This window comes from Williamsia sp. Y721, from assembly GCF_059683565.1.
In genome coordinates this window covers 483437-506751 of record NZ_JCASNH010000005.1, presented here as the reverse complement: position 1 = coordinate 506751, position 23315 = coordinate 483437, and the positions used below count along the sequence as shown (strand labels likewise).

19 protein-coding genes are annotated in these 23315 nt (G+C 63.9%); 11 read left to right on the top strand and 8 right to left on the bottom strand.

The genetic code is table 11. The features are described 5' to 3' along the window. Nucleotide 1: 1 nt before the first annotated feature. From AC56PL_RS25850 to AC56PL_RS25835, 4 genes are all read right to left on the bottom strand, one after another. Complete coding sequence (locus AC56PL_RS25850; protein WP_497155589.1) at nt 2–1177, bottom strand: acyl-CoA dehydrogenase family protein; 1176 nt, start codon at nt 1175–1177, stop codon at nt 2–4. After that, a complete protein-coding gene (locus AC56PL_RS25845; RefSeq protein WP_495517249.1) occupies nt 1177–2079 on the bottom strand; it encodes an enoyl-CoA hydratase in 903 nt (300 codons plus the stop codon). Before AC56PL_RS25845 ends, AC56PL_RS25850 begins: the two co-directional genes overlap by 1 nt. Nucleotides 2080–2176: 97 nt before the next feature. Continuing rightward, the gene (locus tag AC56PL_RS25840) at nt 2177–2794 is read right to left on the bottom strand and encodes a response regulator (RefSeq protein WP_497155588.1); all 618 of its coding nucleotides are present in this window, start codon (nt 2792–2794) and stop codon (nt 2177–2179) included. Then, nucleotides 2791–3960 (bottom strand): sensor histidine kinase, encoded by a 1170-nt coding sequence (locus AC56PL_RS25835; RefSeq protein ID WP_497155587.1) that lies wholly within the window; start codon nt 3958–3960, stop codon nt 2791–2793. The genes AC56PL_RS25840 and AC56PL_RS25835 overlap by 4 nt, the downstream gene beginning before the upstream one ends. A gap of 162 nt (nt 3961–4122) precedes the next feature. On the opposite strand from AC56PL_RS25835, the gene AC56PL_RS25830 reads away from it, so the two are divergent. Then, nucleotides 4123–5172, top strand: a complete 1050-nt coding sequence (locus tag AC56PL_RS25830; protein ID WP_497155653.1) for an ABC transporter permease — start codon at nt 4123–4125, stop codon at nt 5170–5172. Then, nucleotides 5169–5930, top strand: coding sequence for an ABC transporter ATP-binding protein (locus AC56PL_RS25825; RefSeq protein WP_497155586.1), 762 nt, complete (start codon nt 5169–5171; stop codon nt 5928–5930). Before AC56PL_RS25830 ends, AC56PL_RS25825 begins: the two co-directional genes overlap by 4 nt. Here AC56PL_RS25825 and AC56PL_RS25820 read toward each other — a convergent pair. Next, nucleotides 5917–6813 carry a helix-turn-helix domain-containing protein gene (locus AC56PL_RS25820; RefSeq protein ID WP_495517253.1) on the bottom strand — a complete coding sequence of 299 codons (897 nt, stop codon included), beginning with the start codon at nt 6811–6813 and terminating at the stop codon, nt 5917–5919. The genes AC56PL_RS25825 and AC56PL_RS25820 overlap by 14 nt on opposite strands. A 70-nt stretch (nt 6814–6883) precedes the next feature. Between AC56PL_RS25820 and cysD the strand changes: the two genes are divergently transcribed. From cysD to AC56PL_RS25805, 3 genes are read left to right on the top strand one after another with little or no spacing between them, the layout of a single operon-like run. Continuing rightward, nucleotides 6884–7798, top strand: a complete 915-nt coding sequence (gene cysD, locus AC56PL_RS25815; RefSeq protein WP_497155585.1) for a sulfate adenylyltransferase subunit CysD — start codon at nt 6884–6886, stop codon at nt 7796–7798. Continuing rightward, nucleotides 7798–9681, top strand: a complete 1884-nt coding sequence (gene cysC, locus AC56PL_RS25810) for an adenylyl-sulfate kinase (protein ID WP_497155584.1) — start codon at nt 7798–7800, stop codon at nt 9679–9681. Before cysD ends, cysC begins: the two co-directional genes overlap by 1 nt. Next, entirely contained in the window at nt 9678–10481 is an 804-nt protein-coding gene (locus AC56PL_RS25805) for a 3'(2'),5'-bisphosphate nucleotidase CysQ (RefSeq protein WP_497155583.1), read from the top strand. The genes cysC and AC56PL_RS25805 overlap by 4 nt, the downstream gene beginning before the upstream one ends. A 4-nt stretch (nt 10482–10485) precedes the next feature. Here the strand turns inward: AC56PL_RS25805 and eccA are convergent, their stop codons facing one another. Beyond that, on the bottom strand, nt 10486–12306 hold the full coding sequence (gene eccA, locus AC56PL_RS25800; RefSeq protein ID WP_497155582.1) for a type VII secretion AAA-ATPase EccA: 1821 nt from the start codon (nt 12304–12306) through the stop codon (nt 10486–10488). A 164-nt stretch (nt 12307–12470) separates the two neighbouring features. Here eccA and purL point away from each other — a divergent pair, with 164 nt between their 5' ends. After that, nucleotides 12471–14750 (top strand): phosphoribosylformylglycinamidine synthase subunit PurL, encoded by a 2280-nt coding sequence (gene purL, locus AC56PL_RS25795; RefSeq protein ID WP_495517258.1) that lies wholly within the window; start codon nt 12471–12473, stop codon nt 14748–14750. A 119-nt stretch (nt 14751–14869) separates the two neighbouring features. After that, on the top strand, nt 14870–15949 hold the full coding sequence (locus AC56PL_RS25790) for an NAD(P)H-dependent amine dehydrogenase family protein (protein ID WP_497155581.1): 1080 nt from the start codon (nt 14870–14872) through the stop codon (nt 15947–15949). Between the two features lie 12 nt (nt 15950–15961). On the opposite strand, the gene AC56PL_RS25785 is transcribed toward AC56PL_RS25790, so the two are convergent. Next, complete coding sequence (locus AC56PL_RS25785; RefSeq protein ID WP_497155580.1) at nt 15962–16987, bottom strand: NAD-dependent epimerase/dehydratase family protein; 1026 nt, start codon at nt 16985–16987, stop codon at nt 15962–15964. 109 nt (nt 16988–17096) lie between these two features. On the opposite strand from AC56PL_RS25785, the gene AC56PL_RS25780 reads away from it, so the two are divergent. Both AC56PL_RS25780 and AC56PL_RS25775 read left to right on the top strand, forming a co-directional pair. Next, a complete protein-coding gene (locus tag AC56PL_RS25780) occupies nt 17097–17897 on the top strand; it encodes a nuclear transport factor 2 family protein (protein ID WP_495517261.1) in 801 nt (266 codons plus the stop codon). 51 nt (nt 17898–17948) lie between these two features. Continuing rightward, a complete protein-coding gene (locus AC56PL_RS25775; RefSeq protein WP_497155579.1) occupies nt 17949–18797 on the top strand; it encodes a phytanoyl-CoA dioxygenase family protein in 849 nt (282 codons plus the stop codon). 16 nt (nt 18798–18813) lie between these two features. Here AC56PL_RS25775 and AC56PL_RS25770 read toward each other — a convergent pair whose 3' ends face one another. Further along, on the bottom strand, nt 18814–20214 hold the full coding sequence (locus tag AC56PL_RS25770) for an FAD-binding oxidoreductase (RefSeq protein ID WP_497155578.1): 1401 nt from the start codon (nt 20212–20214) through the stop codon (nt 18814–18816). 178 nt (nt 20215–20392) lie between these two features. Here AC56PL_RS25770 and AC56PL_RS25765 point away from each other — a divergent pair, with 178 nt between their 5' ends. Together AC56PL_RS25765 and AC56PL_RS25760 are read left to right on the top strand one after the other, a co-directional pair. Beyond that, a complete protein-coding gene (locus tag AC56PL_RS25765) occupies nt 20393–21385 on the top strand; it encodes a cupin domain-containing protein (protein ID WP_495517264.1) in 993 nt (330 codons plus the stop codon). A 507-nt stretch (nt 21386–21892) separates the two neighbouring features. Further along, nucleotides 21893–23287 (top strand): MFS transporter, encoded by a 1395-nt coding sequence (locus AC56PL_RS25760; protein ID WP_497155577.1) that lies wholly within the window; start codon nt 21893–21895, stop codon nt 23285–23287. Nucleotides 23288–23315: the final 28 nt, after the last annotated feature.

Here is a 23315-nt window from a genome sequence, read left to right as displayed (position 1 = left end):
GTCAGCGATCTCCTCGTGGTAGTCCGAGTAGGCGTTCGGCGATCACATTGCGCTGAATCTCGTTGGTGCCGGCGTAAATAGGTCCTGACAACGAGAACAGGTATCCATCCATCCAGGCCCCCGACGGTTGCCGCTGCGCGAGCTCGGCATCGGCGCCCAGCAGATCGAGTGCGGTCTCGTGCGTGGTGATGTCCCACTGCGACCAGAACACCTTGTTGATGGACGACTCGATCCCGAGCTGGCCACCTTCGGCGAGACGGCTCACCGTGGCATACGTCGAGAGCTCGTAGGCACGGGCGCCGATCCAGGCATCGGCGACCTGATCGCCGTATCCGGTGCGGGCGTCGGCGTCGGTGTCGTTCCACAGAGCCAGGAGTCGATCGGTGGTGGCCAGGAACCGGCCGGGAGAACGCAGCGACAGGCCGCGTTCGTTGGCGGCCGTGCTCATCGCCACCTTCCAGCCGTTGTTCACCGTTCCGATCACACCGGACTCGCCGGGTGACTCGGGGTCATCGGGGACAAAGACGTTCTCCAGGAACAGTTCTGCGAAGCCGGGTTCACCGTCGAGCTGATTGATCGGTCGTACCGTCACGCCGTCGGCGCGGAGGTCGAACATGAAGTACGTGATGCCCTTGTGGCGCGACGAATCCGGGTCGGACCGGAACAGGCCGAAACCCCAATCGGCAAAACTCGAGCGGGAACTCCAGGTCTTCTGACCGTTGAGAAGCCAGCCACCGTCGGTGCGGGTGGCGGTCGACCGTAGCGACGCGAGGTCGCTGCCGGCCTCGGGCTCACTCCAGGCCTGACCCCAGATGTCTTCGGACCGGGCCATCCGCGGCATGATCCGCGCCAGCTGATCGGGATGTGCATGTTCGAAAAGGGTTGGTGCAAGAAGGAATATGCCGTTCTGGCTGACCCGACCGGGTGCGCCGCTGCGGTAATACTCCTCTTCGAAGATGATCCAGTGCAGCAGCGGTGCGTCGCGGCCACCGAACTCGACCGGCCAGCTCACCACCGACATGCGGGCATCGGCCATCTGCCGTTCCCACTGTCGATGCTGTTCGAATCCTTCGGCACTGTCCATCGATGCGAGTGGTTCCGACGGCACGTTCTCGTTGAGCCAGCCACGGACCTCGGCACGGAATTCGTCGGCTGCTGAATCGAAGAGTAGATCCATCAGGAGCTCTTCTTCTCTGCGCTGGACTTCATCGACTTGGCATCCATACCGCCGAGCGAATCACCATCGGATGCTTCGGCATTGGCGCTGTGTGCGAAGTGGTGCCAGCCGAAGACCGAATCCATCGCGTTGCGCAGACCCATCTGGTCTTCGCAGATGTTGACGGCCTTCTTGCTCAACGCGAGCCCGAGCTGGGGCATCTCCGAGATGCGTCCGGCGATGTCGTCGACCTTGGCTTCGAGCTGATCGCGGGGGACAACGTGGTTGACCATGCCCCACTCGAGGGCTTCGGCTGCACCGAATCGTTCCCCGGTGAACAGGATCTCCTTGGCGCGGCGCGGCCCGAGCACAAAGGCGTGGGCGAAGTACTCGACGCCGGGGATGCCCATCCGGGCCACCGGGTCGGAGAAGAAGGCGTCGTCGGAGGCGACGATGAAGTCGCAGATCCAGGCGAGCATCAACCCGCCTGCAATGCACGCACCGTGGATCTGGGCGATCACCGGCTTGGGGATCTCCCGCCAGCGCCGGCACATCCCCATGTAGACCTCGGTCTCGCGGGCCAGTCGCTGGTCGCCGCCGACGCGGTCGGTGTGGTCCCAGTAGAGGGACGCGGTGTTGGGGTACTTGACGTGCACATCACGCTCGGGCGTACCGATGTCGTGGCCGGCCGAGAAGTGCTTGCCCGCTCCGCGTAGGACGATGACCTTGACGCTTGCGTCATCGACCGCGCGCCCGAAGGCGGCGTCGAGGGAGTAGGTCATCACCGAGTTCTGGGAATTGCGGAACTCGGGTCGATTGAGGGTGATGTATGCCGTGGCGCCAACAACGTCGTAGGCCACCGGTGAGGTGTCGGGACCTAGTTCGGCGGCGCTCAGGGGGCTCGGGATCGTCACATCCGACACCCTACCTAGCAAGTGCTTGGTTGGTAAACCCGGCTCGTGGTCACGGCCGGTTTTCACGCACTGACCGGCTTCGATCGGGTACCGACTGCGGGTCGAGTCAGATGGCTCCCATTTCTCGGGCGCGCGCCACTGCTGAGGTCCGAGAATTGACGCCGAGTTTCGCGTAGATGTGGACCAGGTGGGTTTTGATGGTCGTCTCGCTGAGATACAGCGATTTACCGATGGCCCGGTTCGACATCCCCGACTCGACGAGTCGGAGGACTTCGATCTCCCTGGGACTCAACGACGACTCGGGTTTGCGAACCCGCGTCATGAGTTTGGATGCGACGGCGGGCGACAAGACACTCTGGCCAACCGCAGCGGTCCGAACCGCAGCGAGTAGTTCAGCAGGCGGGGTGTCTTTGAGAAGATAGCCGCAGGCACCGGCTTCGATGGCGTTGAGGATGTCGCTGTCGGTGTCATAGTTGGTCACCACCAACACATGTGGCGCGTTCGGCAGCCTGCGGAGGGCTGCGGTGGCTTCAACGCCCGACGTGCCGGCGCCGAATCTCAGATCCATCAGGACCAGATTGACGTCGGTGGTGGTGCAGTAGGCGATCGCGGCCTCTGCAGTGGCCACCTCACCCACGACGTCGATGTCATCGCTGTCTTCGAGGATCGCGCGCAGACCTGCCCGCACGATCGCGTGGTCGTCGGCCAACAACAATCGGATCATCGCGTCATCTTGACCGAGGCAATCGGAAACGAGACCGCCAGTGCGGTGTGCCCAGGCTCGGACTCCAGATCGAGTGAACCGTGAAGCTGCTGCACTCGACGCCGTATTGCATTGAGACCAAACGATTCTGACGGGTCCTGATCGAGTATTCGCACATCGAATCCGATCCCGTCGTCCACGACGTCGAGTGACACCACGTCGTCACTGTAGGTCAGCGTGACCTGGACCCTTCTCGCCTGCGCGTGCTGCACCACGTTTGCCATCGCGCTCTGAGTGATCCGCACCAGCGCTGCCTCGATCGGCATCGGTAATTGCACGGCCTCGCCTTCGACGAGGGTGTGCACATCAAGGGTCTCCGACTGTGCTCCGGCACAGATCCGCCGCACTGCCGACCCCAATGACTGCCCCTCCAGCGCTGCCGGAGTGAGTTCGGCGATGAGCTGACGGGTTTCGGCGAGACTGTCGGCAGCGACCTCGCGGGCCATCTGGATTTTTTGGACCGCAGGGTGCTGCGGGTCGGCCCGTTCGGCGGCGTGTAGCAGCAATTGGATGCTGCTCAGCCCCTGCGCGACGGTGTCGTGGATGTCTTGGGCCAACCGCTCACGTTCTGCCAGCGTTCCGGAGGCGCGTTCCTGGGCGGCGAGAACTTCCCGAGTGGCGACGAGTTCGTCGATCAGTCGTTGCCGTTCCTTGGCCTCGCGATACAGCGTCCGGTAGGCCACGCCGATGACAACGGCGACGCAGGCCCCGATCACCGGACCGACAACACCGGCAACAGACCAGCCCCGATGCACCCCGGTGCTGATGATCGCCAGGGCAGTGGCCGCGGCGACCGCGAGCAGATTCCACCGCGGGGGCAGGACCCGCAGATACAGGAAGAACAGTCCGAACACGATGTAGGCGGCATCGGGTGTCAGCACGATCAGGACCAGCCACAACAGCGTCAGGATGGCGATCCACACCCCTCGTCCCCGTCGCTGCAACCGGACCACGACGCCGACGAGATACGTACCGAGGAACCCGAGCGTGAGGACGATCACCGCCACCGGATGCGGCTCGTCGAGGAGCAGCGCGCGCAGAACGACCACCATGCTCAGCGCGACGATCAGCGCATGCAGCGAGGTCTGCAGGCCCGCGAACACCGGGGTCAGGGACGAATGACGCACGTCTTCGAGCGTAAACAACCAGCACCCCTGCGCATCCATCAAAAGAAGTAGCCGCGGTCGATCGTTCGACGTGCGCGGACCGGCGCTTCCGTGCGATGGCGGCGGTGCCCACCGCGGCCACGATGAGTTCAAGGCCGCAACAAGGTGGCGTCGATGAAAGGAATGCTCGTGTTCGTCGCTCTACGGGACCTGCGCGCCGCGCGCGGCAGGTTCGTGCTGATCACCCTCGTCGTCCTGATGGTGGCCGTGCTGACCAGTTTTCTCAGCGGCCTGACTGCCGGGCTACGCCATCAGAACGTATCGGCCATCGAGGCGATCACCGCTCAAACGGTGGTCTTCGCAGGCGGTGAAACGGATCCGTCTTTCGACGATTCCAGCGTGTCCACTGATCAGATCGCCGCCTGGGAACGGGCCGGTGGTGAGGTAGACCCGATCGGGATCAGTCGCGCCAAGGCAATGTCCGACGGCGGATCGACGGCAACCGTGGCATTGATCGGTGCCGACTCCGGATTCACCGGCCGCGCGCCGACCACGCCCCACACCGTGGCCCTGAGCGAACCCGCGGCGTCAGACCTCGACGCCGAAGTCGGGGACACGGTCACGTTTGGCGGCGAGGACTTCGTCGTCAGCGCGGTCCGCGGCGACGACTGGTTCAGCCACAGCCCGGTGATCTGGATCGGTCTGGCCGAGTGGCAGGCGTTGAACCAAACCGCAGGCGCCACGGTTCTCGCGGTGTCGGGGATCTCGAATACCGACGCAGTGGACCGGGTCGCCGGAACGACGTCCACGAGTGTGTCGGATTCACTGCAGGCGATTGGTTCGTACAAATCCGAGAACATGTCCTTGACGTTGATGACCGTGATGCTCTTTGCGATCTCAGCCCTGGTGATCGGTGCGTTCTTCACGGTCTGGACCATTCAGCGGACCCCGGACATCGCAATTCTCAAAGCACTGGGTGCCAGTACCGGTTCCCTCGTTCGCGATGCACTGGGCCAGGCGTTGATCGTCCTCGTCGTGGGGGTCGGCGCAGGACTGGCCATCACGGTGGCGGCCGGTCAGGTCATGGGCGACGCGGTCCCGTTTGTCGTCGACATGTCCACCACCGTCGTGCCGGCGGCGGCCCTCGTCGGACTCGGACTGATCGGCGCCGGGTTTGCGCTCCGTTTCGTGTCCACCACCGATCCACTCACTGCCCTGGGGAGTACCCGATGAACATCGCACTCGACATCGAACACGTCACGCTCACCTTCGCTGACGGACAAAATCACCGAGTCACCGCGCTCGACGACGTATCGCTCCGTCTAAACCGCGGCGAGATAGCCGCCGTCACCGGTCCCTCGGGCTCAGGAAAATCGAGTCTGCTGGCGGTGGCCTCGACACTCATCCGCCCTGACCGTGGTCGCGTCCTCCTGCGTACCGGTGAAAGCCGGACCGATGTCACCGAGCTCTCCCGTCGAGATGCTGCGGTGGTGCGGCGCAACGAGATCGGATTCGTGTTCCAGCAGCCGAACCTGGTGTCGTCGCTGACCGCACTCGAACAGCTCGAGGTGACCGCGCATCTGGGACAGAGCCTGGTGGTGCCCCGTGGTCGCCGGCGGGAGACGCGGGATCGTGCGATGGAATTGCTGGACGCGGTCGGGCTGGCCGACCACCGAAACAAGAAGCCCGGACAGCTATCCGGTGGCCAGCGGCAGCGCGTCAATCTCGCCCGAGCCCTGATGAACAACCCTGGGCTGCTCATGGTGGACGAACCCACCAGTGCCCTGGACCAAGAACGCGGCGCCGCCATCATCGACCTGATCGTGGATGTGGTCCGCGACCACCAGGCGGCCACACTGCTGGTCACTCACGATCGAACCCACTTCGCGAAGATGGATTCGGTCTATCAGGTGGTCGACGGTGTGCTCACCGATGCATCGGCGTCGATGGGTGCCGGTGCAAGTGGTGACACCCTTCTCAGGCCCTGTTGAGGCCGTGACGGGTGTGCGCTTCCCCGACGCGGCCGGCGGCGCAGGTGACCGCTTTTCCGATCTGCTGCAGTTCTTCGGCAGACATCTCACGGTCGGGCACGGCGACGATCGACGCGACCACGGCGCCGGTCTCGTCGAAGATGGGTGCGCCGATGGTGACCACGGCAACCTGTCCGACCGTTTCGTCTGCCAGGTAGTCGATGGTGGTCAGTTCGGTGAGAAGGCCGTCGACCCGTGACCGCAACGAGTCGGACACCGGCGAATTGCGCAGGGATGCAAGGGTGTCGACCATCTGCGCGTGGTCCGGTGTCAAACGTTCGACCGCGTAACCGCGATCGCGGATGGTGTCGAGGACGTCGCGAAGTCGGCCCCGGGCCTGCGCGGGTGCGGCGTCGAGCCAACGCTGGACCTCATCTTCAGGTGACCATGCGACGAACTCCCGGCAGACGGTGGGGCGCAGGGTGATGCGACGGCCGGGCCGGATCCACTCGAGTCCAGGGGTGCCGACAACGTCGGTCACCGTGATCGATTCGCCGGTGCGCTCGGCAACGAAGGCCGGCATGTCGAGAGCCTCGGCCATGTCGCGGGCCGCGGAGGCCGCGAGCCGTCGCATCGGGAATCCGCGTTCGGTATGCCGGACGAGCGCCACGAATCCGGCACTGATGCTGAAATTGCCGTCCTGGCGGGTCACCCAGCCGTCGTTGGTGAGCTGCGCGAGAACCGCGTGGGAGGTGGCCCGCGAAAACCCGGTGCGCCGGACGATCTCGGCCAGCGAAAGGGGCGTGTCGATGCTGTCCGCCAGCACTTCGATGGTTCGCACCACGCGCTGTGTCGGTGGAGAGGGTTGACCGGCGCCCTTGCCGTCACCTACCGTCGATGTCATATTGTCGGACGTTAGTGTCGAATATTCGACAAGTCAAGTTCTCGGAGCACCTCGACGAAGGGTCATCCTGATGGTGAGCACGAGGTACGAACTCACACACCTCGCCGCGCTCGAAGCGGAGTCGGTCCACATCTTCCGCGAGGTCGCGGCCACCGCGCAGCGCCCGGTCTTGCTGTTCTCCGCGGGCAAGGACTCGGTGGTGATGTTCCACCTCGCCCGCAAAGCCTTCTGGCCGGCGCCGGTTCCGTTCCCGTTGATGCATGTCGACACCGGCCACAACTTCGATGAGGTGATCGACTACCGGGATCGAGTGGTCGAAGAAACCGGCGTCCGGCTGATTGTTTCGCGCGTGCAGGACGACATCGATTCCGGACGGGTGGTCGAAGCGACGGGCCCGGGCGCCAGTCGTAACCGGCTGCAGACCGCCGCGTTGCTCCGCGGTATCGGAGAAAACAAGTTCGACACCGTCTTCGGTGGGGCACGTCGAGACGAAGAGAAGGCCCGCGCCAAGGAGCGGGTGTTCAGTTTCCGTGACGAATTCGGTGCGTGGGATCCGCGCGCCCAGCGGCCCGAGTTGTGGAACCTCTACAACGGTCGCCATCACAAGGGTGAGCACATCCGGATCTTCCCGCTGAGCAACTGGACCGAACTCGACATCTGGCAGTACATCGCCGCCGAGGAGATCGAGCTGCCGAGTATCTACTACTCGCATCGGCGCGACGTGGTGTCCCGAGATGGAATGCTCTTGGCCAGAACGCAATTCTTGGAATTGGGACCGGGGGAAAAGGTTCACACCGAGCAGGTGCGATTCCGGACCGTCGGAGATGCCACCTGTACCGGTTGCGTACTCAGTGATGCGGCAACGGTCCACCAGGTCATCGACGAGATCGCCGCGACCAGGCTGACCGAGCGCGGTGCGACCCGGGCCGATGACCGCATTTCTGAATCCGGCATGGAAGATCGCAAAAGGGAGGGTTACTTCTGATGACTGTCGACCAGGAGGCGCTTGCCGCCGGAACCGCAGTCGGCGGTCGAAAAGCATTGCTGCGCTTGGCTACCGCCGGCAGTGTAGATGACGGGAAGTCGACCCTCATCGGGCGATTGCTCTACGATTCCAAGAGCATCTTCACCGATCAGATGGAGTCCATCGAACGGACCAGCGCTGCGCGCGGTGACGAATACGCGGATCTGGCGCTGCTGACCGACGGGCTGCGTGCCGAGCGTGAGCAGGGCATCACGATCGACGTCGCCTACCGCTACTTCGCAACGCCCAAGCGGAAATTCATCATCGCCGACACGCCGGGACACGTGCAGTACACCCGGAACATGGTGACCGGGGCGTCCAACGCGGATGTGGCCTTGATCCTCATCGACGCCCGTAAGGGTGTTCTCGAACAGACCCGCCGCCACGCGTTCTTGTCATCGTTGCTCGGCGTCGCGCATGTGGTGCTGTGCGTGAACAAGATGGACCTGGTCGATTGGTCCGAAGAGCGGTTCGCGACGATCCGTGACGAGTTCTCCGCGTTTGCCACCAAGCTCGACGTCACCGACCTCAGCTTCATCCCGGTCTCGGCGCTCCGCGGTGACAACGTGGTCGATGCGTCCACGAATATGCCCTGGTACCAGGGTGGTTCACTGCTCTCGCATCTCGAGGACGTCCACGTCGCCTCCGATCACAACCTCATCGACGCGCGCTTTCCCGTGCAATACGTCATCCGGCCACAACTCGGTGACGGCACGGACCATCGCAGCTACGCGGGCACGATCGCCAGCGGTACTTTCAAACCCGGCGACGAGGTCGTGGCACTGCCCGGTGGGTTCACCACCACGGTGTCGGAGATCTGGGGTCCGGGTGGAACAAAGATCGATGAGGCTTTCGCGCCGATGGCGGTGTCGATCTCGCTGGCCGACGACATCGACATCAGCCGCGGCGAGATGTTGGCCCGCCCGGGCAACCGGCCTCACGTCGGCCGCGACATCGACGCGATGGTCTGTTGGTTCTCGGAGGACACCACACTGAAACCCGGTAACCGATACACGCTGCAGAGCGCCACACGTGAGACGAAAGCGGTCATCGGTGATCTCACGTACCGCCTCGATGTGAACTCGCTGCATCGAGACGGAAACGCGCAAGCGCTGCAGCTCAACGAGATAGGGCGGATCACGGTGCGCATTGCGCAACCGATGATGTTCGACGCCTATCGTCAGCATCGCGACACCGGTAACTTCATCCTGGTGGATGAGGCGACGAACAAGACGGTCGGCGCCGGAATGATCAACGGTCCGGTGAGCCGTGATTCCCATGTGGTCTGGCACAGTTCATCGGTCACGCGGCAGCAGCGGGCCCACCAGGGTGCCACGCTCTGGCTGACCGGCCTCTCTGGTGCCGGCAAATCGTCCATAGCAGTGGAATTGGAGCGATCCATGGTCGCCGAGGGCCGGCCCGCCTATCTGATGGACGGGGACAATCTGCGCCACGGTCTCAACTCCGACCTCGGTTTCGGCGACGACGATCGCCGGGAGAACATCCGCCGGACCGCAGAGGTTGCCGCGCTGTTCGCCGACTCCGGAGCGGTGGCCATCGTGTCATTGATCAGTCCGTTTTCGGCGGAACGGCAGCGGGCCAAAGAGATTCACGCGCAGCGCGGGATCCCGTTCTACGAGGTGTTCATCGATACACCCCTCGATCTGTGCGAGCAACGTGATCCCAAGGGTTTGTACGCCAAGGCGCGGCGCGGTGAGGTGCCGCATTTCACCGGGATCAGCTCACCGTACGAGCGTCCGGCCGATCCGGATGTGGTCATCACCCCGACCGACGGTGCGCCAAGGGACGTTGCCGAGTCGATTCGCCGTAGCCTGGGCGTGTGACTGTGAACCCGAAGGACCTGGAGTTGGCCGGTCGGTTGGCCACTGCCGCCGGCGAGTTGTTGCTCGACCTGCGTGCCACATCGGGATTGACCGGCAAAGAGCTCGGCAACGCCGGCGATTTCCAGGCGAATGTGCTCTTGCTGAAACAGTTGGCACACGAACGTCCCGGCGACGCGGTGCTGTCCGAAGAATCGTTCGATGACCTGGCCCGTCTCGACGCCGACCGGGTGTGGATCATCGATCCGGTCGACGGCACCCGCGAGTACGGCACCGAGGGCCATAACGACTGGGCCGTACATGTTGCGCTCTGGGAGCGCGGAGATGGAGCCGGAGGCGGAACTCGACCGTCAGACAGTCTGGGCCTGACCGTGGGCGCGGTGGCGTTGCCTGCGCTGGGGGTGACGTACGTCAACGACGGTCAGCCCATCGCGCCTGTGGTCGGCCTGGCCGCGACGCCGCGTGGGGATGTCCCGCGAGTGGTGGTGAGCGGGTCGCGTCCGCCGGCTTTCTCGGAGGATGTCGCAGCGGCCGTTGGTGGTGAACTTCTGTCGATGGGTTCTGCCGGCGCCAAGGCGATGGCGGTGGTCCGGGGTGAGGCCGATGCGTACGTTCACGCCGGTGGCCAGTACGAGTGGGATTCGGCGGCTCCGGTGGCGGTGGCGAAGTCGCAGGGGCTGTGGTGCAGCAGGACCGATGGGCTTGCCCTGCAGTACAACCAGCGCGACGTCTATCTGCCGGACCTGGTGATCTGTCGGCCCGAGCTGGCCGAGGCAATCCTCGAGGTCACCCGCCGGGGCTGAGCACTCAGCCCGGCCTGCGCTGGAGGGAGCGCAGCACGTTCTCCAGCGCGGCCTGGATGTCGGCGACCTCGATCCGCATGAGCGCATCGTCGTCGAGGTCGGCCAGGTCGATCTCGCCGCTGGTCAGGCGATGTTCGCGTTCTTCCTCGGCGCTCTCCACGACGTTGCGCACAAACCGGCCGTTGCCTGCCAGGTCGATGGAACGGCGTCCGGCCCCGGATTGGTCTGTTTGGATCTGGTGATAGAGCGGGCCGCAGGCGAACTCGAGTTCCTGCAGTGCCTCCGGGCTGAGCAGCGAATCCCGCTTCCGGGCAAGCAATTCGGCGATGCCGGCCAGTTCGGTCGGGCTGTAGGAGTCGAACCGGATGCGTTTGGCGAAGCGGGACGACATGCCCTCGTTGGCGTTCAGCAGTCGATCGATCTCGGCGTCGTAGCCGGCGATGATGACAACGAGCCGGTCGCGGTCGTCTTCCATCCGGGCGAGCAAGGTGTCGACGGCTTCACGTCCGAACGCGTCACCGCCGGACAGGCCGCTCTGGACCAAGGTGTAGGCCTCGTCGATGAACAGGACACCGTCCATCGCCCGATCGATCACCTCCGAGGTTTTGATCGCCGTGCTGCCGAGATGTTCGCCGACCAGATCGCGCCGTGAAACCTGCACCACCGCATCAGTTTTGATCAAGCCGAGTCCGCAGTAGATCTTCGCCACGATGCGGGCGATGGTGGTCTTGCCGGTTCCGGGTGGACCGGTGAATGCCAGATGCAGGCTGCGAGGTCCGGTCGCGAGTCCTTTGTCGGCGCGGATCTTGGCCAGCTTTGCAGCGGACTTGAGTTTGGCGACTTGGGTTTTGACGGACTCCAGTCCGATCTGTTCGTCGAGTTCGGCCTGGGCGGTCGCCAGCAATCCCGGGTCGCCGCCGCCGCCGGAGCCGGGGACCGGTGAGTCGGGCACAGACGCCGGATCCCACTTGTCGGTGCGTGCGTCGATCTCTTCGGCAGTGTTGATCACCAGCCGGAATCGTGGATCGGACAGGGCCTTGGTGTTGGCCGCGAACGACGGGTCGCGGGAGTAGACGGCCTCGAACCGTTCGCGCGCGGCTGTTTCGGAGCCCTGCTCACGCAGTGCCAGGCCGTGGGTGAACATCGCCGCGGTGGCCGCCGATGGGATCGGGCCTTCCTGGGCGGCCTCGAGCCGCCGGACACCTTCGGTGAACAAACCCATCTGCACGCACGCCGAACCGGCCATGAGATCGGCTCCGGCGTTCATGTAGGCGTCGGACCACGAGGCCGACTCGGACAGCGACGTCAGGACGTCGGGCCACCGCTGGGTCTTGAAGTGCAGGCTGGCCCGGAGGTAGTCGATGATGGGCGCGCGGCCGGCCACGGTGGCGGCCGCCTCGTCGAGCGCGTCCTCGGCGCCTTGATGGTCGGCGCCCGCGATGAGGGTGGCGGCGTAGGCGGTGATGGCCTCGGTCCGGTCGGCCAGTGGATAGTCGATGTACAAGCCGGTCGAAAAGCGTCCCGACAGTGTGCGGGCGGGCAGGCCGAGTCGTCGCTGCTGCGCACCGAGAGTCGCGCGGGTCCGGTACAGCTGCAAGATCACGGCGGGGGAGTTGTCCCCGCAGGCGAGCCGTCCGAGCCAGGCGTCGGCGAGTGTCGGGTCCCATTCGGTGGCCCGGGTGAACGCGAGTGTGGCCTTGTCCCGGTCGGGCGGGTACTGCTCGGTGTCGACGGGGATGCCGAGGCTGAGCACCCCGAAGTCGAACAAATGGCGTGCTTTGGCGACGGCCGAGCGAGAGCCCGGTGTAGTTGCCCTGTCAGTCATGATGACCCCCGTGTCCCCCCGGCGCGCCACCCCCGGCGCGCGAGGCACAGACTACCCGGCGCCCGGCTGGTTCGGGTCCGCCAGACCACCGGGAACCGTGCCGACGGCAGGCCCTCGGAGGCGGCGTGGTCAGCGGCCGGTCCGGCACCACCTAGACTGTTCTCGTGAGTGCAGACCTAGATACCGTTTCTGTCGCCGCCGATACCCCCGATCAGTCGCAGCCATATCGTGAGCTGGGCTTGAAGGATGATGAGTATCAGCGGATCCGCGAAATCCTTGGTCGCCGTCCGACCGCCGCCGAATTGGCGATGTACTCGGTGATGTGGTCCGAGCATTGCTCGTACAAGTCATCCAAGGTGCACCTGCGCTACTTCGGCGAGACCACGACCGACGAGATGCGGTCGTCGATGCTCGCCGGGATCGGTGAGAACGCCGGTGTTGTCGACATCGGTGACGGCTGGGCGGTCACGTTCAAGGTCGAATCGCACAACCATCCGTCGTACGTCGAGCCGTATCAGGGTGCCGCGACCGGTGTCGGTGGCATCGTCCGCGACATCATGGCGATGGGTGCCCGTCCGATCGCGGTCATGGATCAGCTCCGCTTCGGTGCGGCCGATGCCCCCGACACCCGCCGGGTGGTCGACGGTGTGGTCCGCGGTGTCGGTGGTTACGGCAACTCCCTCGGCCTCCCCAACATCGGCGGCGAGACGGTCTTCGACGCGTCGTACGCGGGCAACCCGTTGGTCAACGCACTCTGTGCCGGCGTCATGCGCGTCGAAGATCTACACCTGGCGTTCGCGTCGGGTGCAGGCAACCGGATCATCCTGTTCGGCGCCCGGACCGGTCTCGACGGCATCGGCGGTGTGTCCGTCCTTGCGTCGGAGACGTTCGACGACAGTGCTGGTGGCCGACCGAAGAAGCTTCCCGCGGTCCAGGTGGGCGACCCGTTCACCGAGAAGGTGCTGATCGAGTGCTGCCTCGACCTCTACAAGGCCGGCATCGTCATCGGTATCCAGGATCTCGGTGGCGCCGGACTGTCCTGCGCGACCTCGGAATTGGCTGCGGCCGGCGACGGTGGCATGCACATCGAACTCGAAAAGGTGCCCATGCGGGCCACCGGCATGACCCCGGCCGAGGTCCTCTCCAGCGAATCGCAGGAGCGGATGTGCGCGGTGGTCGCCCCCGAGAACGTCGCGGCGTTCATGGAGGTCTGCCGTAAGTGGGACGTGTTGGCCACCGATATCGGTCACGTCACCGACGGCGAACATCTCGAGATCACCTGGCACGGCGAAACCGTGGTCGACGTGCCGCCGCGCACCGTGGCACACGACGGACCGGTCTACGAGCGTCCGGTTACCCGTCCGGATTGGCAAGACGATGTGATCGCTTCGAGCACAAAAGACCTCAAGCGTCCGGTCTCGCCGGATGAGTTGCGGGCCACCCTGCTGGAGATGATCTCGTCACCGGCTCTGTGTAGTCGCCGGTTCATCACCGAGCAGTACGACCGCTACGTCCGCGGCAACACCGTGCTGGCCGAGAATGCCGACTCCGGAATGATTCGCATCGACGAATCCACCGGTCGCGGAATCGCTTTGGCAACCGACGCCTCCGGTCGGTACACCTACCTCGATCCGTACCGCGGTGCGCAGCTGGCGCTGGCCGAGGCCTACCGCAACGTCGTGGTCAGTGGCGCCACCCCCAAGGCCGTCACCAACTGCCTCAACTTCGGTTCGCCCGAGGACCCGGCGGTGATGTGGCAGTTCCAGCAGGCCGTCCGCGGTTTGGCCGACGGCTGTGCGCAACTGGGCATCCCGGTCTGCGGTGGCAACGTCAGCTTCTACAACCAGACCGGTGCCACGGCGATCCTGCCCACCCCGGTTGTCGGTGTCCTGGGAGTGATCGACGATGTCCGTCGGCGGATCCCGACCGGCTTCGGAACCGAAATCGGCGAGACGCTGATCCTGCTGGGTGACACGCACGACGAGTTCGACGGATCGATCTGGTCGCAGGTCGCGCACGATCATCTGGGTGGCACGCCGCCGGCCGTCGACCTCGAACGTGAGCGACTGCTGGGCGAAATCCTCACCGCCGCATCGCGCGACGGCCTGGTGTCGGCCGCGCATGACCTGTCCGAGGGTGGCCTCGCCCAGACCGTGATCGAGGCCGCGCTGGCGGGCGAGACCGGATGCCGGATCGTGTTGCCCGAGGGTGCCGATCCGTTTGTCTGGCTGTTCTCCGAGTCGACCGGCCGAGTGCTGGTCGCTGTGCCGCGCTCCGAAGAGGTCCGCTTCTGCGGCATGCTCGATGCCCGGCAGATGCCGTGGACCCGCATCGGTGTCGTCGATCAGGGCAGCGACTCCGTCGAGGTCCAGGATGCCTTCACCGTGCCGCTCACCGAGCTGCGTGAGGCCTTCGAGGGAACCCTCCCCAAGCTCTTCTCCTGACCCGATAGTGTGCCCTTTTGGCGGTCCCCACCTGGGGTTTTGTTCGCCAAAAGGGCACATTTTCGGTTGTGGGCAGGCTAGGGTGAACGCGTTCTAGTTCCTGCGTTCGGAGGTCTGTGGTGTCGTTGCGTGTTGTGGTGTGGTCCACCGGAACCATCGGAAAGCTGGCGATAGCGGGGGTTCTGGCCCGCCCTGAGCTCGAATTGGTCGGGGTATGGGTGTCGAACCCGGACAAGGTCGGCAAGGACGTCGGCGAACTGGCCGGACTCGGCCGAGACCTCGGTATCGCGGCCACTGATGACAAAGAAGCGCTGCTGGCGCTGCGGCCCGATTGCATCGTGCATGGCGCGATGACCGACGACCGCATCATGGAAGCGATCGACGATCTGATCGGGTTCCTCGACGCCGGGATCAATGTGGTCTCCTCCGGTCCGGTTGCGTTGGTGTACCCCGACGGTGTGCTGCCGGCCGAGCTCAACGAGCGCATCCGCAGTGCGGCCCGCGGTGGCAATGCCACTTTGCACGTAAACGGCATCGATCCGGGTTTCGCCAATGATGTTCTGCCACTGGCGATGACGTCGCTCTCGAAGCGGATCGACGAGCTGCGCGTTGCCGAGATCGCCGACTATGCGACGTACTACCAGCCGATGACCATGACCGAGCTGTTTGGCTTCGGCAAACCGATGGACACCCAGTCGATGCTGTGGATGCCGGGAGTTCTGTCGCTGGCCTGGGGGCCGGTTGTGCGACAACTCGCGGCCGGCCTCGACGTCACCCTCGACGAGCCGCTGGTGGAGAAGATCGACCGTCGTCCGGCGGAGAGTGACTACGACATCGCCTCGTGCCACATCGCCAAAGACACCATGGCCGCAGTGCGTTTCGAGGTGATCGGGACGGTGAACGGAGTGCCGCGCATCGTCCTCGAACACGTCACCCGGACACAGCGCGATGCTCAGCCCGAATGGCCGAGCCCGGGCAACGGCGATGGCTGCTACCGCATCGAGATCAAAGGCGACCCGGTGATGACCGTCGACTTCGTGCACCACGGTGAGAACGGTGATCACAACGATTCCGGAATGCTGGTCACCGCAATGCGTTTGGTGAACGCGGTGGAAGCCGTGGTGAACGCTCCGCCCGGACTTCTCACCGCGATCGACCTCCCGCAGATCACCGGTCGCGGATTGGTGACCAAGGACTGAATGACCGGGGTGTCAGGCGAAGGCTTTCGTCCGTCGCGGCACCGCGATCGGCCGGCGCCGCTGGAGTTGTCCGGCGCTGACGAGGAAGTCGGCGTAGTCGCGCATCGTTGTGGCGACAGTTCTTGGTGCATAACCCAATTCGGAGCGAGCCTTCGTTCCGTCGACCACGGGCTGAGCCTCCAGTGAACCAAGTGCAGCCTTGGATACGAGGTCCGAGCCGAACAGTTTGCAGATCGGTTCGGCCACGGGCAGGATCGCCTGCACCCAGCCCATCGGGAACGCGAGAGCCGGACCACGGCGCCCGGCTTCGCGAGCCACCATCCGAAATGCTTCGATCATCTCGACCATTTCGCCGGTCAGCAGGTAGTTTTCGCCGCAGACACCGCGTTCGCCGGCCAGGATCAGCCCGGCAGCGACATCTCGGACGTCGACCAGATCGAAGCCACCGGTGATGAGTGCGGGAACACGGCCACGCGCAGAGTCGCGGAGCATCCCGTTGATTCGTGAATACGGCGCATGATCGGTGGGACCGTACACCGCGGTGGGGTTGCAGATGACGGCGTCGAGACCGCGGGCGATGACCCGGTGCAATTCCTGTTCGCCTGCCCACTTGGAGCGGTCGTACACCGGCAGTGCCGGATCGTTGGAGCGGCCGGACGACTCGTTGATCTGTCCACCGCAGAGGTATTGGTCGAACGAATGGATCGAACTGCAGTGCACCATCCGCCGAACTCCGGCTTCGAGCGCGGCTTCGGCGACATTGCGGACGCCCTCGGTGTTGATGCGCCAGGCGTTTTCGTCGTTGTGGCGCAGGGTGATGACCGCAACCAGGTGGTAGACGACGTCGACACCGTCGAACGCGGTGGTCAAGGCCTCTGGATCGAGGATGTCGGCGCTGACCCATTCGACGCCTGCGATGTCCGGAGCTGTGGCCGGGCGGTGTCGATCGACGGCCACCACGGTGTCGCCGCGGGTGACCAACTGGTCGAGGAGATTACGACCAACAAACCCGGCGGCGCCGGTCACAGCAACTTTCATCAGGATCACTTTCGCTTGAGTGGCTACAAGTCGCCGACTTCGACAGGTAGAACGTGTTCTACTTTCAGAGTAGAACACGTTCTAGATTTGAGGAAGGTGGTGTCAGCCGATGGCGACATACGGCCGGGATCGGATGCTCGCACTTGTTGAACGTTCGCCGGCCGCTGCTGGTGCCCACGACCGTGACGAGTGGGTCGGCTTGTTCGTCGATGGTGGCATCGTCAACGATCCGGTTGGGTCGCGGATTCATGCGGGCGGCTCCGAGATCCGGCGCTTTTACGACACTTTCATCGGTCCGCGGAACATCACCTTTCATCGCGATGCCGACTTCGTGGGTGAGCGCACCGTCATTCGTGACCTCGAACTCGAAGTCGAGATGTCGCCGAAGGTGACGTTGCGGGTGCCGGTCTTCATTCGGTACGACCTGTACGAGTGCGGGGGCGACCTGCACATCACGCGGCTCGCCGCCTATTGGGAACTGCCGGGGATGATCAGGCAGTTCGCGCACTGTGGTGTGGCCGCGGTGCCGGTTGGGGCGCGGCTGGCCGTGGCATTGCTTCGGAATCAAGGGATCCGGGGCGCAATTGGATTTGCCGAGGGGTTTCGGCGGGTTGGTACGCAGGCAAAGGCGACCGTCGAGAACTTCCTCGACGCCGCCTCACGTGGGGATGTACCGGCCGCTCGTGGGCATCTGGATCCCAACGCGCCCGTTGTGGTGTTCGATGGTGACGCCATCGGCGTTGATCACGTCATCGGATCGCTCCGGGGTGTCCGGTCGCACAAGCTGCTGGCGGCAGGTAACACGGTTGCCGTCGCTCTGGTCATCGGTGATCGGAAGGGTGTCGGCCTCTTTGTGTTTGGGGCCGATCGTGCACGGATATCGGCCGTCGAGCTGATGTTCGACGAGTGATCGAAGGCACTTGCGCTGACGGATTGCCGTCGCGGGCCTAAAGTCTGCTTCATGGCTGCACCGCTTTCCACACCCGGCGTCTTCGGTCCCGACGATCTCGAGGGCCTGGTCTGGTTCTATGACATGTATGGATACGCCACCCTGCGGGGTGCGTTGAGTGCGTCCGACGTCGACGCCATCGAGTCGGAATGTGTTGCCGCGCAACAGGGTGTGATCGCCGGGGAATTGGATGCCCGATACGGGTCGACCATTTTCCTCGACGAGGCCGCCAAGGCGGAGAAGTTCGCCAACTATGTCGAATACGTCAGCGAGGTATCGCCCGCTGTTGATTCCGCGATCACCGGTCCGGTGATGCGGGACGTCATGAATCGATTACTCGGCCCCGATTCCTGGCTGCGGGATCATGAGCAATACGGCGTTGTCTATCAGGATGCCCGTCCAGGAAAGGAATCCGGATACACCCGGATCGGATGGCATTCGGATTGGCAGTCCAGCCCCAGCCTGGATGTGTGGCCCGGTACGGCATTCACCCTGCACGTCGACGGAACCAGTCCGGCCAACGGCTTCCTGCGGGTGGTGCCGGGCAGTCATCTCTGGGATACCCCGGCCCCGTACCGCAACGTCAACGGCGTACCTGTTCCGGATACCGCCCGGCCTTCCGGCGGGCGGACCGGCCGCAAGCCACCTTTCGAGATGCCGTTGGGCTTCGAGAAGATCCGGGGTGAAGTCGGGATCTACGCCGAACGCGGCGACATCATCTTCCACGACGCCTACCTCTGGCACTCCGCGGCCAGGGCCACCGACGACAACACCCAACGTCGCCATGTTCGCGGCGGCTACTTCGGCGGCACCAAACCTGCTGCGGGAGTGGAAGAATTCATCAAGAACGCGGCCCGGTAGCCGACCTGGCCGAGAATCACTCCGGTGCGATGTTCTGGTTGATCCGAAAGAGGTTGTGCGGGTCGTACTTCTGCTTGATCCGGGCGAGCCGGTCGTAGTTGCCGCGGTAGGCGGCCTGAACGCGCTCGCGACCTTCGTCCATCATCATGTTCACATAGCCGCCGCCTGCAGAGGTCGGGTGCAGCTCCTCCCAGTAGTTCTTGGCCCACTCGGTGATGCGTCCCAGATTGGTGGGATCGGGATCGATACCGGCGATGACTCCGTTCCATCCGCCGTTGCGGTAGGGGAAGGCGGTTGCGTCCGCGGCGACACGCTCGGCAGCGCCGCTGATCGGATACAGGTGCATGGTCGACAGAGGCGACGGGAGGGCCTCGCCGTACCGACGGTGAAGTTCGATCGCGGTATCGGTGATCTCCTCGAAGATGTCGGCCTTCCAATACCACTGCAGGCCCGTGGGCAGCAGCCCGTCGAACGCGCTCTGAAGCACGGGAAACGGCATCGGCGCCAGTCCGACCAAGAGCGGTGAGCCGAAATCCCGAACGGGCGCCATGACCTGGTCGGCTTGCTGATGTGGCCCCGAATAGCACCACACGATCCCGCAGACCTTTCGGCCCCACAATTCCTCGGGGAAGGGTGGCCCGCCGGGGACCTCCAGGACGCCGATCCAGCCGTTCAACTCGTCGGGCAGCGTCGGGACCAGATCGCGATACCACCGGAAGACCTCTTCGGCGTCGGCAATGTCGTAGAGGACCGGCCCGCCGATGATCTCACCGGCTTCACCGACGGGATGAGATCGAAATGTGAATGAGGTGACCACGCCGAAGTTGCCGCCACCGCCGCGCAGCGCCCAGAACAGGTCCGGCTGGCTCTCGGCGCTCGCGGTCACAAACGATCCGTCGGCCAACACGACGTCTGCGGAGAGCAGATTGTCGATGGTCAGCCCCAAATGTCTTGTGAGATAGCCGGTACCACCACCTAGTGTCAGTCCTGCAACTCCGGTCGTTGAGACGAATCCGGATGGGGTGGCCATACCGAAGGCCCCGTTGGCATGATCCACGTCGCCCCAGGTGCATCCGGCGTCCACGCGTATGGTGCCTGCCTTCGGGTCGACGGTGGTGGAACGCTGCGTGCGGAAGTCGATCACCAGGGCGTCATCCCACACGCTGAACCCGGCACCGTGGTGACCGCCGCCGCGTACCGCGATGGGGATCTGATGGCGACGCGCAAAGTTGACGCAGGTGATCACGTCGGCAACATCCGCGACGCACGCGACAGCCGCCGGATGGCGGTCGATCGCCCCGTTGTAAACCTTTCGCACCTCGTCGTAGTCGGGGTCTTCGGGACCGATCAACCGGCCGCGAACGGTCTGGCGTAACTCGGAGAGAACGGCATCCGGGGTGGCTTCGATAGCGGACATTTGGTGTGCTCCTTCTGTACGGACTCACATGGTGGGAGACTGGGTAGTTGAACGGTACGAAGCAGCGGTGACGTGCGGGAATGACCAATACGCCGAAGGACTTGCCCGTACGTCCACGTAGAGGCTCGGTCTTTGCCGCACGTCCGGGAGAGTTGACTGATCGTCCGGGAGTTACGCCATGGACGTCCTATCCGACGTTTTGCTCGCTGTCCGGTTGACCGGTGCGGTGTACTTCGACATCGATGCCCGCTCGCCCTTTGTTCTCGAGAGTCCGCCCACCGACGTGATCGCTGCCAAGATCGCCGCGGACGCCGAACACCTGATCGCCTTCCACGTCCTGACTCTTGGTTCTTGTTGGGTCGAGACGGTCGACGCGCCCGAACCCGCGCAGTTGCTGCGGGCCGGTGAGATGGTGATCGTCTCCAGCGGTGAGGCACACCTCCTCGCGTCGGCTCAAGGCCTCAGTGGGCAGCCTGACCTGTCTCGGTACTACCGGCCGTTGACTGAAGCCTTGCCGTTCGTGATCGACATCAACGGCGATACGAACGCTGATCGCTGTCGGATCGTGTGCGGCTACTTCGCCTGTGACCGGCATCCGTTCAACCCGTTGCTCGAATCGTTGCCGAGAATGGTCCACGCCCCGGTGTCGAGCCGTAGCTGGGGTTGGATGTCGCGGTTGCTCGACGCGGCCATCGAGGCGAGTGACGGTCGCAACGCCGGGCAGGAGGCGATGCTGGCGAAACTGTCGGAACTGATGTTTGTGGAAGCTCTCCGTGCCCACATCGATGGGTTGTCCCCGGACGCTCGCAACTGGGCGGCCGGCATTCGCGACCCCGACGTCGGCTCAGCACTGCGGCTCATCCACGGTCGGTTCGCCGAGCCGTGGACGCTGGAAGGACTGGCCCACGAGGTGGCCATGTCCCGCTCGTCTTTTGCCGATCGGTTCACCGCCTACGTGGGGGTGCCGCCGATGACCTACCTTGCCAGATGGCGATTCCAGCTTGCTGCACGACTGCTGCAGAACGGTTCACTCAGTGTTGCCCAAGCCGCGAATGCCGTTGGATATCAATCAGAATCGGCCTTCAACCGGGCCTTCAAACGTTCTGTCGGAGAAGCGCCGGGTGCTTGGCGACGAAAGGGCGCGGCGGATGTGGGCGCTGCGCACGGATGATCGGCACGGCGGCGAGTCGTGGCCTTTTGGTTCAGTGACCAGTTACGGGCGTCGAACGGGTATCCGGAGCGGTAAAGACTTGGTGCTTGTTGCGCCATTTCCTGCGTTGTTACCGAGTGTCTGATTTTCGGGGAACCACGTGCTGCGATAAGGGGATCAAATCGCCATGGTGGGTTACGCGGTACATCGCGGTGGGGCGATCAGAAGTAACGCAAAAGAAACCACCGGGCAGCAGATTGTATGCAAGACTCACTAACGGCAACCTGTCCAGCATCGTTATGGCCCCAGAAGGTATGCAACGGGGACTCCAGAGAGGATTCGATTAGATGGCGCTTTTTTTGCCGGCCTTGAATATGCCATCTATTCCTAACTGAAGACACTCACTACCTCTTTGCCGATTCTTTACTTTCATGAAGATGCGGAGTGGCTGATGCATGTCTGAAACCGATCTATCCGGGTGGTATTCCGCTACCCATCAAATGTCCGCTACTGGTTGAGGAAACGGAAATGGCAAACAAGCAGCAGGTCGGCGTGAAGCCTGGGGGACAGGCCGACGCTGAAATCGACGTACTCGGCGAGCGCGTGATGCGAAAAGTGTCGCGCCGGTTGATCCCGTTCATCGCGGTTCTGTTCTTCATCAACTATGTCGACCGAACGAATATCGCGTTCGCAAAGCTGGAGATGAGTTCGGATCTGGGTCTCAGTGAAGCTGCCTACGGCCTTGCCGCGGGTCTGTTCTTCATCGGATATTTCCTGTTCGAGATCCCGAGCAACCTGGCCTTGCACAAGTTCGGTGCGCGCCGATGGGTGGCCCGAATCATGGTGACCTGGGGCATCGTGGCCATGGCAATGGCCTTCGTGAACAGTGCCGGTGCGCTGTACGTCGTGCGAATCCTCCTCGGCATCGCGGAGGCGGGCTTCTATCCGGGTGTCATCTTGTACTTGACGTTCTGGTTCCCGCGCCGCCAGCGGGCCAAGGCGATTGGACTGTTCGCGCTCGCGGTTCCGGTGTCCGCGGTTGTCGGTGCCCCGGTGTCCACGGCAATCATGCAGTACAGCCATGACTTCATGGGATTCTCGGGTTGGCGCATCATGTTCCTGGTCGAGGGTCTGCCCGCGGTGATCCTGGGAATCGTGTGCTGGTTCTATCTGACCGATCGGCCGGCCGATGCGAAGTGGCTCGACACAGAAGAGCGTGCGTGGCTGAGCGCCACGATGGACGCGGATGCAGAGGAAACCGAAGCGGGCGATCCGTGGACCCTCCGACGCGTCTTGACCAGTCCACTCGTACTCGGACTCGCGCTCGTGGAATTCGGTGTCGGCTATGGGATTTACGCACTCAGCTTCTTTCTGCCGTCGATCATCGCTGGATTCTCGGAGACGTTCGGGACCGACTTCAACCTGTTTCAGACCGGCCTCATCACGGCCGTCCCGTTCTTCTTCGGAGCGCTGGCGATGGTGTACTGGACGCGACATTCGGATCGGAAGTATGAGAGGGCGTGGCACGTTGCGGCCCCGGTATTCCTTGCCGGACTCACTGTTCCGATCGCTCTCTATCTGGGATCGCCGATCGCTGTCATGGTCGTGATCTCCCTGACCGCAATCGGAGTGTTTGCGGCCTACCCGGTCTTCTGGACGATCCCCGGCGAGTTTCTGACCGGAGTCGGAGCGGCCGCCGGCATTGCATTGATCAATTCGCTCGCGAACCTATCCGGTTTCGCTGCGCCCTACATAACCGGTGGACTCACCGACGCCACTGGTTCGGAGAACAGCGGAATGTGGGTGGCCGGAGGCGTTCTGATCTTTGCCGGCTTGATGATGGTCGGGCTCAAGGTGAGCGGGTTGCTGGATCCGAGTAAGCATGCGCAATCGTTCGAGGCGGTTCCGGTGGTCACCCGGTAGGGGTCCGCTGTGGTGGGCCAGACGTGAC